The following is a 14,052-nucleotide window of genomic DNA, read 5'->3' as shown; positions in this document are numbered from 1 at the left end:
ATTATCAAAAATAGAATAAATCGTCGTATTGATAAGGCAAAATTGATTTAGATCAGATAATGATGTCTGAGTAATAAAAAATGCAGTTGGACATAATATTATTCAATTTATTTCTGAAAATAGGGCCAAAGAGATTTGTAGAGTTAAAATTAATCAACCTTTATAATAAGTTTATATTTCATTAAAACTTAACTATGTTAAGTAAATTGCATAGCCTAAAGATCATGCAAATTTGCTAACAATTAATTAGTAACAAGTATATACTTAAACAATCTCTTTATTTTAAAAAAACGTTTAGCTTTATAATTTTAACAGGTTCTTCTGTTTGCTTAACAAGCTCATAATTAAAGTTATTAAAATATATCAATAATGTAAAAGCCTGAGGTTTATTTTTTTATGTTTTCATGGTGGACTAAAGTCTATTTCTCTCTTATCCAAATCTTAGTCAAACTTTTTGTTAAAAGTAAACCGATTCCTACTGATCCAATAACAGAACTAAATTTGGATTTAAGTAAACCTATTTTATATGTACTCCCTTATAACTCTCAAATTGATCTGATGGTCGTCAGATCTCTCTGTTTACAATATCATTTACCAGATCCCCTAACAGGTATTGAAATCAATGGTAAAATCGTACCGTCATATCTCTATATTGATAAAGGACCAGGTATTTTTTCATCTTATCGACAACAAACTAAAGCAATTGAAATTTTAAGAGACTATATTTCTGCACATCAACAAAATCATAATCTGGATGTTCAAATGTTACCTGTCTCGGTAATGTTTGGGCGAAGACCAGATAAAGAAGGCAAAAAAATACCATCATTACAAGTAGTGGGTGCAACGTATAAGTTATATAAAATAATTGTTTCCGGACGTGATTGTTACACACGCTTTTCTCGTACCGTTTCATTTAATACACTTAGACTTGATAATAACCAAGATATTTTAACATTAGCACACAAATTATCACGTGTTGCTCGAATTCATTTTGCCAAACAAAGAACGGCATCGGTTGGACCAAAACTGCCTGTTCGACAACAAATGCTTAATAAATTATTGAATAATCCTGGTATTTCAGAAGCAATACAAGAAGAAGCAAAAAGTAAAAACATTAATCTTGATAAAGCTAAAAAAAATGCCTTATCCATTTTAAATGAAATTGCGGCAAATTTTTCTTATCGAATGCTTAGAGTGACCGATTTTATTCTGACTTGGGCATGGAATAGACTTTATCAAGGATTAAAAGTCACCAATGCAGATCCAATTCGTGAATTAGCACAAAACGGATACGAGATTGTTTATGCGCCTTGTCATCGTAGTCATATGGATTATTTATTATTATCCTATGTTCTTTATCGTCAAGGATTAGTTCCCCCACATATTGCCGCAGGTATTAATCTGAATTTCTGGCCAGCTGGCCCCATTTTTCGACGTTTAGGTGCTTTTTTTATTCGCCGTTCATTTCGAGGAAATAAACTCTATACCTCTGTTTTTCGTGAATATTTAGCTGAATTATTTATTCGTGGTTATTCTGTTGAATATTTTATTGAAGGCGGTCGTTCTCGCACAGGGCGATTGCTTGATCCTAAAACAGGCATGTTAACAATAACTGTACAGACCTTGTTACGTGGCGATGCCAGACCTATTACGATTGTGCCGGTTTATATTGGTTATGAACATGTTTTAGAAGTTGCAACCTACGCAAATGAATTGCGTGGAGCCAAAAAAGAAAAAGAGAGTTTATGGATCACTATTAAAGCCTTCTTTAAACTGAAAAAGTTAGGTTTTGGTTATGTTAATTTTGGGCAACCAATCCCATTAAATCAATTTTTAAATCAACATATCCCAGATTGGCGCAATGCGATTGAACCAACGGGTTCTCAACGCCCTAGCTGGTTAACACCAACAACAAACTTACTTGCCAAGCAGATAATGGAACGTATTAATTCATCGGCAGCAATCAATGCCATGAATTTATGTAGTTCAATATTACTAGCAGCAGATCAGTGCACATTAACAAAAGTGAGATTGATTGAACATATTGATTATCTGATAAAATTATTACACAAAGTACCCTATTCTGATTTAATTACTATCCCTGATCAGACGCCTGAAGAACTGTTTGAGCATGCAAAACAAATGGGAAAATTTATTATCACAACCGATGAAGTGGGTGAAATGGTTGGTCTTACAGCCGAACAAGCAGTATTAATGACTTATTATCGTAATAATATCCAACATTTATTAATTATTCCCGCAATAGTAGCCAGAATATTGTTAAAGCATAATCGAATTTCATTACAAGAAATCATTGAACAAGTAAAATTACTTTTCCCATTGATAAAATCTGAATTATTTCTTTATCACAACGATGAACAGCTCACAGAGTATGTGAATAATATAATTGCAACTTATTCTGAATTAAATTTAATCAATTCTTCTTCGGACAAATTAACGTTAAGCTATTTAAAAATATCAGAATTACAATTACTCGCTTCATCATCGAAAGATACATTACAACGTTATGTGATTGCATTTTCTTTGTTACAAAAAGATCCTTCTATCAGTCGTACTATTTTGGAAAAAGAAGGTCGATTAATTGCTGAAAGATTATCTGTTTTACACGGTATTAATGCTCCTGAATTTTTTGACAAAGGTGTATTTTCAATATTAGTCGCATCGCTACGTGAACAAGGCTATTTAGATGATAAAGATGGCGCAAATCTACCAAAAATTGAAGCTATGAACAAAATACTTAAACCGTTAATTACGGCGCAGGTCATGCAAACTATTGATGAAATTAATCCTTGAATAAAAGAATAAAAAAGCATTGTTTTTAGGAATATGTAATTATTTTTATTTGATACATTATTCAATAAATAGCGATAAATATACTTAACCATTATGTATTCCTGAAACTTTCTAACAGGAATACAACTTTTCTTTTCCTTATATTCACCGTATTGCATATACGCATAAATTTATTTTTTGACAAACATCAAATTTTACCAATTACTATTTGTTTTCTCTTTATTTCTGTTCAATAAACGATTATCATTAATATTAATAAGGATATTTATCGCCTCCAATACAATAAATTTAATAATGTAATGTCTGCTTTCTAAGGAGTCTATATGCTATTTAACCGTAGGCAGTTCTTTAAGATCTGTGCTGGTGGCATGGCAGGAACAACTGTCGCTACACTAGGATTGATGCCGAATATAGCGCTTGCACAAACTCGCCAATTTAAATTACTAAAATCAAAAGAAACCCGTAATAACTGCACTTATTGCTCTGTAGGATGTGGAATGTTGCTTTATAGTCGAGGTGATGGTGCAAAAAATGCTGAATCATCAATATTCCATATAGAGGGTGATCCCGACCATCCAGTGAGTCGCGGTTCGCTTTGTCCAAAGGGTGCTGGCGTACTTGACTATATCAAAAGTGAACAACGCGTTAAATATCCGGAATATCGAGCACCAGGCTCGGATAAATGGCAACGCATTAGTTGGGATGAGGCGATTGAACGCATCGCCCGCTTAATGAAAGAAGATCGTGACAAAAATTTTGTTGAAAAAAATGAAAAAGGTATAACTGTAAATCGTTGGACAACAACAGGATGGCTTGTGACTTCTGCTGCCAGTAATGAAACCGGTTGGTTAGCATTTAAAGTTGCACGTTCATTAGGTATGTTAAGTCTTGAAACTCAAGCAAGGGTTTGTCATGGACCATCAGTATCCAGCTTAGCAGCAACTTATGGTCGAGGGGCTATGACCAACAATTGGAACGACATTAAAAATGCAAACGTCGTTATTGTTATGGGTGGAAATGCCGCAGAGGCACACCCAGTTGGCTTTAAATGGGCTATTGAAGCTAAAATTACTAACGGTGCAGAATTGATTGCTATTGATCCACGTTTTCATCGAACAGCTTCTGTTGCTGATCATTATGTACCGATTCGAGCTGGATCGGACATTGCGTTTTTGCTTGGTATCATTAATTATCTTATTACGCACGATGAAGTGAATTATGATTATTTAATCACTCATAGTAATGCAAGTTTAATTATTCATGATGATTTTAATTTTGATGCAAATAATGGACTTTTTAGTGGCTACGATGCAACAACCAAACAATATAATCAGACCAGTTGGGCCTATCAAAAAGATGAAAACGGCTTTGCGCTTCGAGATAAAACATTAAATCATCCTCGTTGTGTATGGAATCTGCTCAAACAACATGTAAGTCGCTATACACCTGAAATGGTTAATAAAGTAACCGGCAGCCCTATTGAAGGCTTTTTACATGTTTGTCGGTCCCTAGCAAGCACCAAAACGAATGACAGAGCAGCGACCTTTTTATATGCATTAGGTTGGACACAACATAGCTATGGCACACAAATTATTCGTACAGCAGCAATGATCCAGCTAATTTTAGGTAATATTGGGGTCATGGGTGGCGGCATTAATGCACTACGTGGGCATTCGAATATTCAAGGCTTAACCGATGTTGGTTTATTATCTAATCGTTTACCTGCTTATCTTGAATTACCCAAAGACTCTCATGTTTCACTTCAACAATATTTAGAAGAAAAAACACCAAAACCACTTGGTCCAAATGAAGTTAATTTCTGGGGGAATTATCCTAAATTTTTTGTTAGCTTTATGAAGGCAATGTATGGGGATAAATCCACTATTGACAATAATTGGGGATTCGATTGGTTACCGAAATGGGATAAAACCTATGATGTTTTAAGATTCAGTAAAATGATGCGTGATGGCCAAGCCAATGGCTTTATTTGTCAAGGTTTTAACCCGCTTGCTGCACTACCTGATAAAAATAGTATTCGTGAAGGATTATCTAAACTGAAATTTCTGGTAAATATTGATCCAATGCCAACAGAGACGGCCGAGTTTTGGAAAAATCATGGCGAATCAAATGATGTTGATCCAAGCCAAATTCAAACTGAAGTATTTAGACTTCCAGCTAACTGTTTTGCTGAGGAAAACGGTACAATCGTTAACTCATCACGTTTATTACAATGGCACTGGGCAGCAGCAAGACCACCCTATGAATCACTTTATGATCCAGAAATTATAGCGCGCATTTATTTAAGAATTAAAGAACTTTATGAAGAAGAAGGTGGTGCTTATCACGAACCAATTAATAATTTAACATGGGATTACCAAGATCCTGAAGGACCAGCAGCTGAAGAACTTGCAAAAGAGTGTAATGGACGAACACTGGTAGATATAACCGATAATAATGGCAATATTATTCTTAAAAAAGGACAATTATTGAGTGGTTTCTCTCAACTAAAAGCAGACGGTACAACATCATCAGGCATTTGGATATTCTGCGGTTCTTGGACAGAGCAAGGCAACCTAATGGCTCGGCGCGATCCAAGCGATCCATCTGGTAAAGGCATTCATGCAGGCTGGGCTTGGACATGGCCAATGAATCGACGCGTCCTTTATAATCGAGCCTCTGCTGATGAAAATGGCAAACCATGGGATTCAAAACGTGTATTAATAAAATGGAATGGTTCAAGTTGGGACGGTAATGATGTTGCTGATTTCACTGCAACTTTATCGCCAAGTTCTGGTGCAGGAGCTTTCATTATGAATAATGATGGCTTAGGAGGATTATTTTGTTTAAATCGATTAGTCGATGGACCATTCCCTGAACATTATGAACCCTTTGAAACACCGATTACTAACAATCCATTACATCCTAACCAGATCAACAATCCTGTGGCTCGTGCATTTAAAGAGGACTTAGCACGCTTAGGAAGTGCCAGTCAATTTCCGTATGTTGGAACAACTTACAGCATAACTGAACATTTCCATTTTTGGACTCAACATGCAAGACTGGCTGCTATTTCACAACCTGAACAATTTATTGAGTTAAGTGAAAATTTAGCAAATAAAAAAGGAATAAAACTTGGTGATACAGTTAAAGTAACGTCATACCGTGGTTATATTAAAGCTAAAGCGGTTGTAACTAAACGTCTTCCTACATTAACCGTTGATGGTAAAGAAGTTGAAACCATTGGAATTCCAATCGTATGGGGTTTTACTGGGCAGACAAAGAAAGGATTTTTAGTTAACGAATTAACCCCTCATTTAGGTGATGCTAATTCGCAAACACCAGAATACAAGTCTTTCTTAGTGAATATCGAAAAAGTGACTACAGCGGCATAAGTGAGGGAGAATAAAAGATATGTCATTACAAACTCAAGATATCATCCGCCGCTCAGCAACGAGTGCTTTAACTCCAGCTCCACGAGTTCGAGATTATCAACAAGAAGTGGCAAAACTGATTGATGTTACAACCTGTATCGGCTGTAAAGCCTGCCAGATTGCATGTAGTGAATGGAATGATCTACGTGCTGAAATTGGTAACACTGTTGGTGTTTATGACAATCCAGCAGACTTAGAACCTAAAGCTTGGACGGTGATGCGTTATTCTGAAGTCGAAGTAAATGGTAAATTTGAATGGCTGATTCGCAAAGATGGTTGTATGCATTGTTCTGATCCAGGTTGCCTCAAAGCCTGCCCATCGAAAGGTGCAATCATTCAATACGCAAATGGTATTGTAGATTTTCAATCAGAACACTGCATTGGTTGCGGTTATTGTATTGCTGGCTGTCCATTTAATATTCCACGAGTAAGTAAAGAAGATAATCATTCGTACAAATGTACATTGTGTGTTGATCGCGTTTCTGTAGGACAAGAGCCTGCTTGTGTCAAAACTTGCCCAACAGGAGCAATTCATTTTGGCACAAAACAAGATATGATTCGTCATGCGGAACATCGCATTGAGGATCTTAAAAAACGAGGTTTTGAACAGGCTGGTCTTTACGATCCTCAAGGTGTCGGCGGTACTCATGTAATGTATGTATTACATCATGCAGATCAACCCGAACTGTATCATGGTTTACCGAAAGATCCTCACATTAGTGAAATTGTTAAATTCTGGAAAGGTGCATGGAAACCGTTATCCGCAGCCGCATTCATTGCAACATTTGGGGGGCTACTATTCCATTATATGAGTGTTGGTGCAATAGAAGTTGATGAAGAAGATATAGAGCAAGAAAAAAAAGCTGATAGACAAGCTAGAAAACGTCTAGGATTACCAATTTTTGAACGTCAAAATAGCACTAATTCAGTACAACAGGAGAATCATCATGAGTAAAAAAGACATGATATTAAGAACACCACTTATTGTTCGTTTTTGTCATTGGTGTATGGTGTGTCTTTTTATTCTAACCGCACTATCCGGTTTATTTTTATTTTTTCCATCAATTAAATTGTTTGGTTTAGTACTTGGTACACCACAATTGGTCAGAGCATTGCACCCAATGATAGGTTGTATTGTGTTCTTACTATTAATGTTTATGTTCTTGAAGCTTGTTCACCATAATATTCCAAATAAAGCAGATATTGTATGGTTAAAGAACTTTAAGCATGTAATTATGGGCAAAGAAGAAGGCATTCCAATTGGTAAATACAATGTCGGTCAGAAGTTTTTATTTTGGTGCATTATGAGCCTAATATCTGTACTATTTATCACAGGAATGATTATGTGGCGTAGGTATGTTTCTGACTATTTTCCTGTTCAAATTGTCCGTATCGCTATATTTTTCCACTCGCTTGCTGCAATAGGATTAATTTTACTCGCCATAGGTCATGCCTATATGGCTCTTTGGGTTAAAGGATCAATTAAAGGTATGATAACAGGTTATGTATCTCGAGCCTGGGCTCGTAAAAACCATTCTGCATGGTATGAAGAAGAAATGCAAAAAATACATCAAAAAGAACTTAATGCTAATACCAAATCAGAAACAAAACAAACAACAAAAGTAGAGCGTAAACCGGCATAAAAACAACTCATTACATTAAATAAATGTTATCCCTAATTTTAATTAACCGATAACATTTAATTATGAAAAATTATGGATAAAACGATAGTAAAATGGTAATTAATAATGAGTATAAAAATCATCCCACAAGAGCAACTTGAACAACAAACAACAAACACAGTTATTCGACAAATCCCACTACTCTTTTATCCATCGCCAAAGACGCTGTATATTCATCGTGCGGAACGTTTAAAAGAGCTAGCAACAAGTAGTCCATTTAGTGAATATTTGGAATTTTGTACTATAATTGTTGAACTACAAGCCAATATTGTCAAGCAAAAACCAGTAAATATCGATTTGCCAAATAGCCTTGATGGTCAATACCCCCCTTTAAGTTTATATAATTTTCCCTTATCCACTTTTTGGCAAGAATATTTAAGTGAACTATTAGGTTCGATGACAGATACAACAGAACAAATTAGATTAGTGACAGAACAGCTAAGAAAAAATAGTTCTGATCAATTACAAGATAAAGCCAACCATTTAATTAATGGTGAATTTAACTGTGTAGAAGGTAATGAAGCTATGTTTATCTGGTCCGCATTATCGGTTTACTATAGCCAGCTAGCAAGTCAAATCAAAGGCAAAGCAGTCGCAGAAAATAGCGATAAAAACTGGTTATGTCCTGTATGTAATAGTATGCCTGTCGCCAGTATTATTCAGCTAGGAAGTAACAATGGATTACGTTATTTACACTGTAGCTTATGCGAAAGTGAATGGTACGTACCTCGAATAAAATGTACCTGTTGTGATAATATGCAGGACATTCAATATTTTTCACTGGATAAAGAACTATCAGCAACAAAAACAGAATGCTGTGATATTTGCCACAGTTATCTAAAGATTCTAGATCAAGACAAAGATCCACGTATTGAGGTTATTGCTGATGATATCGCTTCGTTGATCTTGGATATAAAAACAGAAGAGGAAGGATTTGCTAAAAGTGGCATAAACCCTTTTATATTTGCTCAATAAAAAAGTAAATATACGTTATAGTTAAAATTCAGTTTCATCAAAATCAATTATTATCACAATCAATATTGCTTACTAGCGAGAGAGTTGATTAACGATATTTATTATTTGAATAAAATACAACTTAACATTTTATATTAATAAGGTTAGAATTGAACTAATGTACTAGTTTATGAGTTTATTTTATGAAGCGTTTTATTTTTTTAACAATGATGATATTACTTATACCGCTGTTTAGTTCCGCTGATACATTTAAATATGTTGCAATTACAGCAATTATTGAACATCCATCATTAGATCAAATCCGTGAGGGTGTGAAAGATGAATTAACAGATAGTGGTTATAAGTTAAACGAAAACATAACAGTACAATATAAAAGTGCGCAAGGAAGTAGCGCTACTGCCGCTCAAATTGCTAGACAATTTATTGCAGCAAAGCCTGATGTCATTGTGGCCATTGCAACACCTAGTGCACAAGCAACAGCGGCTGCGACTAAAAAAATTCCCGTTATATTTGCCGGAATTACTGATCCTATCGCAGCAAAGTTAATTAAAACCTGGCAACCAACTGGCACAAATATTACTGGTGTTTCAGATTATCAAGAGATTGTTCCTCAAATTAATTTTATGAAGAAAATTGTACCTAATGTTAGGTCAGTAGGATATATTTATAGTCCAAGTGAAATTAACTCTACCGTTGTCCTAAAAAATCTGCAAACTCATCTAGCCAAACAAAATATTTCTCTTGTTGCTGTACCCGCACAGAGAACTGCTGATATTTCAACAGCAGCCAATACATTAAAAGGTAAAGTAGATTTAATTTATACAACAACAGATAATAACGTTGTTTCAGCTTATGAATCACTTGTAAAATTTGCTAATGAAAATAAAATACCACTTTTAGCTTCGTTTCCTGATGCAATTGAACGAGGAGCTACTGCTGCTTATGGTATGAGCTATTATGATATTGGACGTCAATCTGGTAAGCAAGTTGTTCGGATATTGAAAGGTGAAAAACCTGGAAGTATTGCCCCGGAACTTGGACAAGCATTACACCTTGTTATTAATTCTAATGCAGCAAAAAAACAAGGAGTAAATTTATCTCCCGAAATTATCCAATCAGCTTATAAAATAATTGGACAATAATTAAGTATTATTTTATTAAAAATATCAAAATTAACTTTGCTCAAAGGTATGGGCAAAGTGTAATATAACAAACAATATTCCTGTTTATAGCCATTCGTCACCTGCTATGTAATGAATTATTTACATTTGCTAGTTCTTTTTTTATTCTGGAAAAATATTCAATTTTGCTTTATAGTAACTCAAAATTTCGCTTGGTTGTAAAAAAAATAGTACAGGAGTACCTTATGCGTAATTATATTATTAAACTTTTTATGATTTTCAGTTTACCGTTCGCTGCATTTTATTCTTACGCAGATACAAAAGCCGAACAAAAATTTGTAGCCATTACTGCAATTGTTGAACACCCAGCACTAGATAGTGTACGAAAAGGTGTTGAAGATGAATTAAAAGATAATGGCTATATTGCAGGGGAAAATTTAAAGCTTCAATTTGCCAGTGCACAAGGTAGCAGTGCAACTGCTGCTCAGATAGCGAAGCAATTTGTAGCGAATAAACCTGATGCTATTGTTGGTATTGCAACACCAAGTTCACAAGCTTTAGTTGCAACAACAAAACTTATTCCTATTGTTTTTACCGCTGTGACTGATCCTGTGGTAGCAAAATTAACGCCAAGTTGGGATGCATCAAAAACAAATGTGACAGGCGTTTCCGATGCCTTATCACTGGATTCTCAAATTGAGATGATGTTAAAAATTAAACCTGATGCTAAAAATATTGGTTATGTTTATAGTCCTAGTGAAGTTAATTCAATTATTATCTTGAAACAATTGCAAGTAGAACTTGAAAAAAGAGGAATGAAAATTATTGCAGCTCCTGCTCAACGAACTTCTGATATATCAACAGCGGCAAGGAGTTTAAAAGGTAAGGTTGATATGATTTATACGACTACCGATAATAATGTTGTTTCATCTTATGAAGCTTTAGCTAAAATTGCTAATGAAAGTAAAATTCCTCTTGTAGCATCAAATCCTGAATCAGCTGAACGTGGTGCTATTGCAGCATTAGGAATGAGCTATTATGATCTTGGTCGTCAAGCTGGTAAAATTGTTATCCGGATACTTAATGGCGAGAAACCAGGGGATATACCACCACAAGTTGGTAATATTACTCAATTAACAATTAATAAAAAAGCTGCTGAACGCCAAGGTATTACTTTATCTGAAGATGTATTAAAATCAGCAGCAAAAATTGTCGAAAAATAATTGTAACTTTTTGATAACTAAACCGCTATTTCAGCGGTTACTTTTTAATGGATGTTTTTCATGTCTTTTGAATTTTTTTTAGGATCTATTGGAATTGGACTTATTTATGCACTGGTTAGTTTAGGTGTTTTTATCTCATTCCGTTTACTTGATTTTCCGGATCTTACCGCTGATGCCAGTTTTCCTCTTGGAGGGGCGGTTTGCGGCCTATGTATTTACGTAGGTATTGATCCTTGGATAGCAACATTGTTAGGCATGTTTGCTGGTTGTATTGCTGGAGCAATGACTGGAATATTGTATGTTAAACTCAATATACTACAACTACTTTCAAGTATCATTGTCATGATAGGGCTTTATTCTATCAATTTGAGAATATTAGGTATTGGACCTTATATTATGGACGAAACACCAAGAATGGCTGGTTCACCTAATCTCTCTTTACTTGATGCTAAAACAATATTTTCACCATTTATTACTGAAGATTATAGTAATCAATATATTGTACAACCACTTATGATATTAGGTTTTGTCATTCTATTTTGGTTATTACTCAATCTCTTTTTAAATACCAAAATCGGCTTAGCATTAAGAGCAACAGGAACCAACCAACGAATGGCCAAATCTCAAGGTATTCCGACAGGTAGTATTACTATTCTTGGTATGGCAATATCAAATGGCTTAATAGCTCTTGGCGGTTCTTTATTTGTACAAACCCAAGGTGGAGCAGATGTTACAATTGGTGTTGGCACTATCGTTATAGGACTGGCATCAATTATTATTGGCGAAAGTATTTTTCCAACTAAGCGTATTTGGGCTGTAATGCTAGCGGTTATTTTTGGTTCAATTTTATATCGCTTATTCATTGCGTTTGCACTCAGTAATGAGTTTTTACAAGAAATTGGTGTAGGAACCGAGGATTTAAATCTTATTACAGCTATCTTGGTAGTACTTGCTTTAGTTTTACCTAAACAGTTAAAAAAACGCTCAAAAAAAAGAGGAAGTAAGCATGATTAAAGTTGGAGAATTACAATTAACTTTTAATCAAGGAACACCTATCGAAAATCATGTATTACGAGGATTAAATCTTAATATAAGCGAAGGTGAATTTGTCACAATCATAGGTAGTAATGGGGCAGGGAAAAGCTCATTACTCAATGTAATTAGTGGTGATTTACTTGCCGACTCAGGCAGTGTAATTATTAATGGAAAAAATGTAACTCGCTGGCCTGCATGGAAAAGGGCGGGATTAGTTGCTCGAGTTTTTCAAGATCCAATGGTTGGTACTTGTGAAAACCTAACTATTGAAGAAAATCTTGCTATTGCTTATAACCGAGGACATAGCTTTACATTGTCTCCAGCCCTAAATAGAAAGTTACGTGCAATATTTAAAGAAAAACTTGCGACATTAAATTTAGGTCTAGAGAATCGATTGTCCGACATGATGGGATTACTTTCTGGAGGGCAAAGACAAGCAATTAGTTTACTAATGTCAACGCTGCAACCATCTAAAATATTATTGCTTGATGAACATACCGCTGCACTTGATCCTAAAACGGCACAATTTGTTTTAGAGCTAACCGATGAAATTGTTTCAAAAAATCATTTGACAGCCATGATGGTTACTCACTCTATGAAACAAGCATTAGAATATGGCAATAGGACAGTAATGCTCCATCAGGGTCAGGTCGTACTTGATGTTGCTGGAGAACAACGTGCCAAGCTAACAGTAAATGATTTACTAGCTATGTTTGAAAAAACGCGTGGCGAAAAAGTTACTGATGATGCATTACTTTTAGGATAATAAACCAAATAACAAAGCAATATTCTTTTTAAATATTGCTTTGTTTTCCAAAATTCATTTTGAAAAATTCATAACTGTTTTCTTATTTGCGGTTAAATATTCATTAAAGTACTTCTTATCACTTTTACCTCTCACACTAGTGTATAACAATATTAAAAGCTTTTTCAGATAATTCAAATCTAAATATTTTATCAATAGAATTTACCTACAACATAATCTCGATTTAATTAATGATAACAAATCCATTAATTTTAGATTTTATGAATATTTCGTAAAGTAATAGTTATACTTATATTGATGCATTATTTGTATCAAAATTATCAGCTATAAAACTTATTTCAATAAATTAATAATTTTTTAATTTAAATCTATAGGAATTAAAGATCGTTATGAATATATCTTCTTTTCATTAAAGAACCTTTGATTCCTTACAGCATATAATATTCAACAATTACTTATTAGGCATTATCAATAATAAAAAATAAAATTAATATTATTTGCAAAGATTATTGAAATAATAGAGATGGGCAGTTTTATTTATACAATGAAAAGATAGCAATATCGTATTGATTATTTTATATTTATTGCAAAATTTTATAGAAATTTTTAACTAATGATAATTTTAATGATTAAATTCACTATTAAGATACTTATTATAAATAACTCTTAATTAAGATCTATTAGCTAAAATCAATTCTGTTTTTATTAATAATATCTTCAATAAAAACAGAATTATTGTTATAAAACTTATAAGATTGTGGTCACAATCAGGAAAATAACTCAACTAATCAAAGTTGTAAATAAGATAAATTGTCATCAAAAAGATAGCAAATTTTGTTAAATGTTAATTATAACAATTTACTAGGTAGATATTTGGTATAGGTAAATGAGCTAATAATCTGCTTTCAAATAACCTTATCAGAAGTTTGTAATTTCTGTATGCAAAAAAGCCCAGCATTCCTGCTGGGCTCTCAATATATTTAAAAGTCTGGCGGCTCCCTACTC

The 14,052-nt window shown here is 34.0% G+C and carries 9 protein-coding genes; all 9 read left to right on the top strand.

Annotated elements, in window-relative coordinates; all coding sequences use genetic code 11:
• Nucleotides 1-396: 396 nt before the first annotated feature.
• The 9 genes from plsB (at nucleotide 397) to J3U19_RS07940 (ending at nucleotide 13,047) form a co-directional block, all read left to right on the top strand.
• The gene (plsB, locus tag J3U19_RS07980) at nucleotides 397-2,814 is read left to right on the top strand and encodes a glycerol-3-phosphate 1-O-acyltransferase PlsB (RefSeq protein ID WP_267345988.1); all 2,418 of its coding nucleotides are present in this window, start codon (nucleotides 397-399) and stop codon (nucleotides 2,812-2,814) included.
• Nucleotides 2,815-3,137: 323 nt separating this feature from the next.
• Complete coding sequence (fdnG, locus tag J3U19_RS07975) at nucleotides 3,138-6,206, top strand: formate dehydrogenase-N subunit alpha (protein ID WP_267345986.1); 3,069 nt, start codon at nucleotides 3,138-3,140, stop codon at nucleotides 6,204-6,206.
• A gap of 19 nt (nucleotides 6,207-6,225) precedes the next feature.
• Nucleotides 6,226-7,200: a formate dehydrogenase subunit beta gene (gene fdxH / locus J3U19_RS07970; RefSeq protein WP_324123817.1), complete on the top strand. Its 975-nt coding sequence runs from the start codon at nucleotides 6,226-6,228 to the stop codon at nucleotides 7,198-7,200.
• Nucleotides 7,193-7,888 (top strand): formate dehydrogenase subunit gamma, encoded by a 696-nt coding sequence (locus tag J3U19_RS07965; RefSeq protein WP_267345985.1) that lies wholly within the window; start codon nucleotides 7,193-7,195, stop codon nucleotides 7,886-7,888. Before fdxH ends, J3U19_RS07965 begins: the two co-directional genes overlap by 8 nt.
• Before the next feature lie 105 nt (nucleotides 7,889-7,993).
• Nucleotides 7,994-8,902, top strand: a complete 909-nt coding sequence (fdhE, locus tag J3U19_RS07960) for a formate dehydrogenase accessory protein FdhE (RefSeq protein WP_267341184.1) — start codon at nucleotides 7,994-7,996, stop codon at nucleotides 8,900-8,902.
• A gap of 182 nt (nucleotides 8,903-9,084) precedes the next feature.
• Nucleotides 9,085-10,044, top strand: coding sequence for an ABC transporter substrate-binding protein (locus J3U19_RS07955; RefSeq protein ID WP_267341183.1), 960 nt, complete (start codon nucleotides 9,085-9,087; stop codon nucleotides 10,042-10,044).
• A gap of 251 nt (nucleotides 10,045-10,295) precedes the next feature.
• Nucleotides 10,296-11,246 carry an ABC transporter substrate-binding protein gene (locus J3U19_RS07950; protein ID WP_416380302.1) on the top strand — a complete coding sequence of 317 codons (951 nt, stop codon included), beginning with the start codon at nucleotides 10,296-10,298 and terminating at the stop codon, nucleotides 11,244-11,246.
• A 60-nt stretch (nucleotides 11,247-11,306) separates the two neighbouring features.
• Nucleotides 11,307-12,260, top strand: coding sequence for an ABC transporter permease (locus J3U19_RS07945; protein WP_267341179.1), 954 nt, complete (start codon nucleotides 11,307-11,309; stop codon nucleotides 12,258-12,260).
• Nucleotides 12,253-13,047 carry an ABC transporter ATP-binding protein gene (locus J3U19_RS07940; RefSeq protein WP_267341178.1) on the top strand — a complete coding sequence of 265 codons (795 nt, stop codon included), beginning with the start codon at nucleotides 12,253-12,255 and terminating at the stop codon, nucleotides 13,045-13,047. Before J3U19_RS07945 ends, J3U19_RS07940 begins: the two co-directional genes overlap by 8 nt.
• Nucleotides 13,048-14,052: the final 1,005 nt, after the last annotated feature.

Origin of the sequence: Gilliamella sp. B2828 (assembly GCF_026537125.1) — a bacterium.
Classification (GTDB): domain Bacteria; phylum Pseudomonadota; class Gammaproteobacteria; order Enterobacterales; family Orbaceae; genus Gilliamella.
Note: the sequence above shows the minus strand (reverse complement) of the source record. Positions and strands in the feature narration are given on the sequence as shown.

Bases quoted from the DNA above. Each gene is read 5' to 3' on its own strand.
- J3U19_RS07940 (WP_267341178.1), top strand. From the start codon at position 12,253: ATGATTAAAGTTGGAGAATTACAATTAACTTTTAATCAAGGAACACCT.
- fdnG (WP_267345986.1), top strand. From the start codon at position 3,138: ATGCTATTTAACCGTAGGCAGTTCTTTAAGATCTGTGCTGGTGGCATG.
- fdxH (WP_324123817.1), top strand. From the start codon at position 6,226: ATGTCATTACAAACTCAAGATATCATCCGCCGCTCAGCAACGAGTGCT.
- J3U19_RS07955 (WP_267341183.1), top strand. From the start codon at position 9,085: ATGAAGCGTTTTATTTTTTTAACAATGATGATATTACTTATACCGCTG.
- J3U19_RS07950 (WP_416380302.1), top strand. From the start codon at position 10,296: ATGATTTTCAGTTTACCGTTCGCTGCATTTTATTCTTACGCAGATACA.
- fdhE (WP_267341184.1), top strand. From the start codon at position 7,994: ATGAGTATAAAAATCATCCCACAAGAGCAACTTGAACAACAAACAACA.
- J3U19_RS07945 (WP_267341179.1), top strand. From the start codon at position 11,307: ATGTCTTTTGAATTTTTTTTAGGATCTATTGGAATTGGACTTATTTAT.
- plsB (WP_267345988.1), top strand. From the start codon at position 397: ATGTTTTCATGGTGGACTAAAGTCTATTTCTCTCTTATCCAAATCTTA.
- J3U19_RS07965 (WP_267345985.1), top strand. From the start codon at position 7,193: ATGAGTAAAAAAGACATGATATTAAGAACACCACTTATTGTTCGTTTT.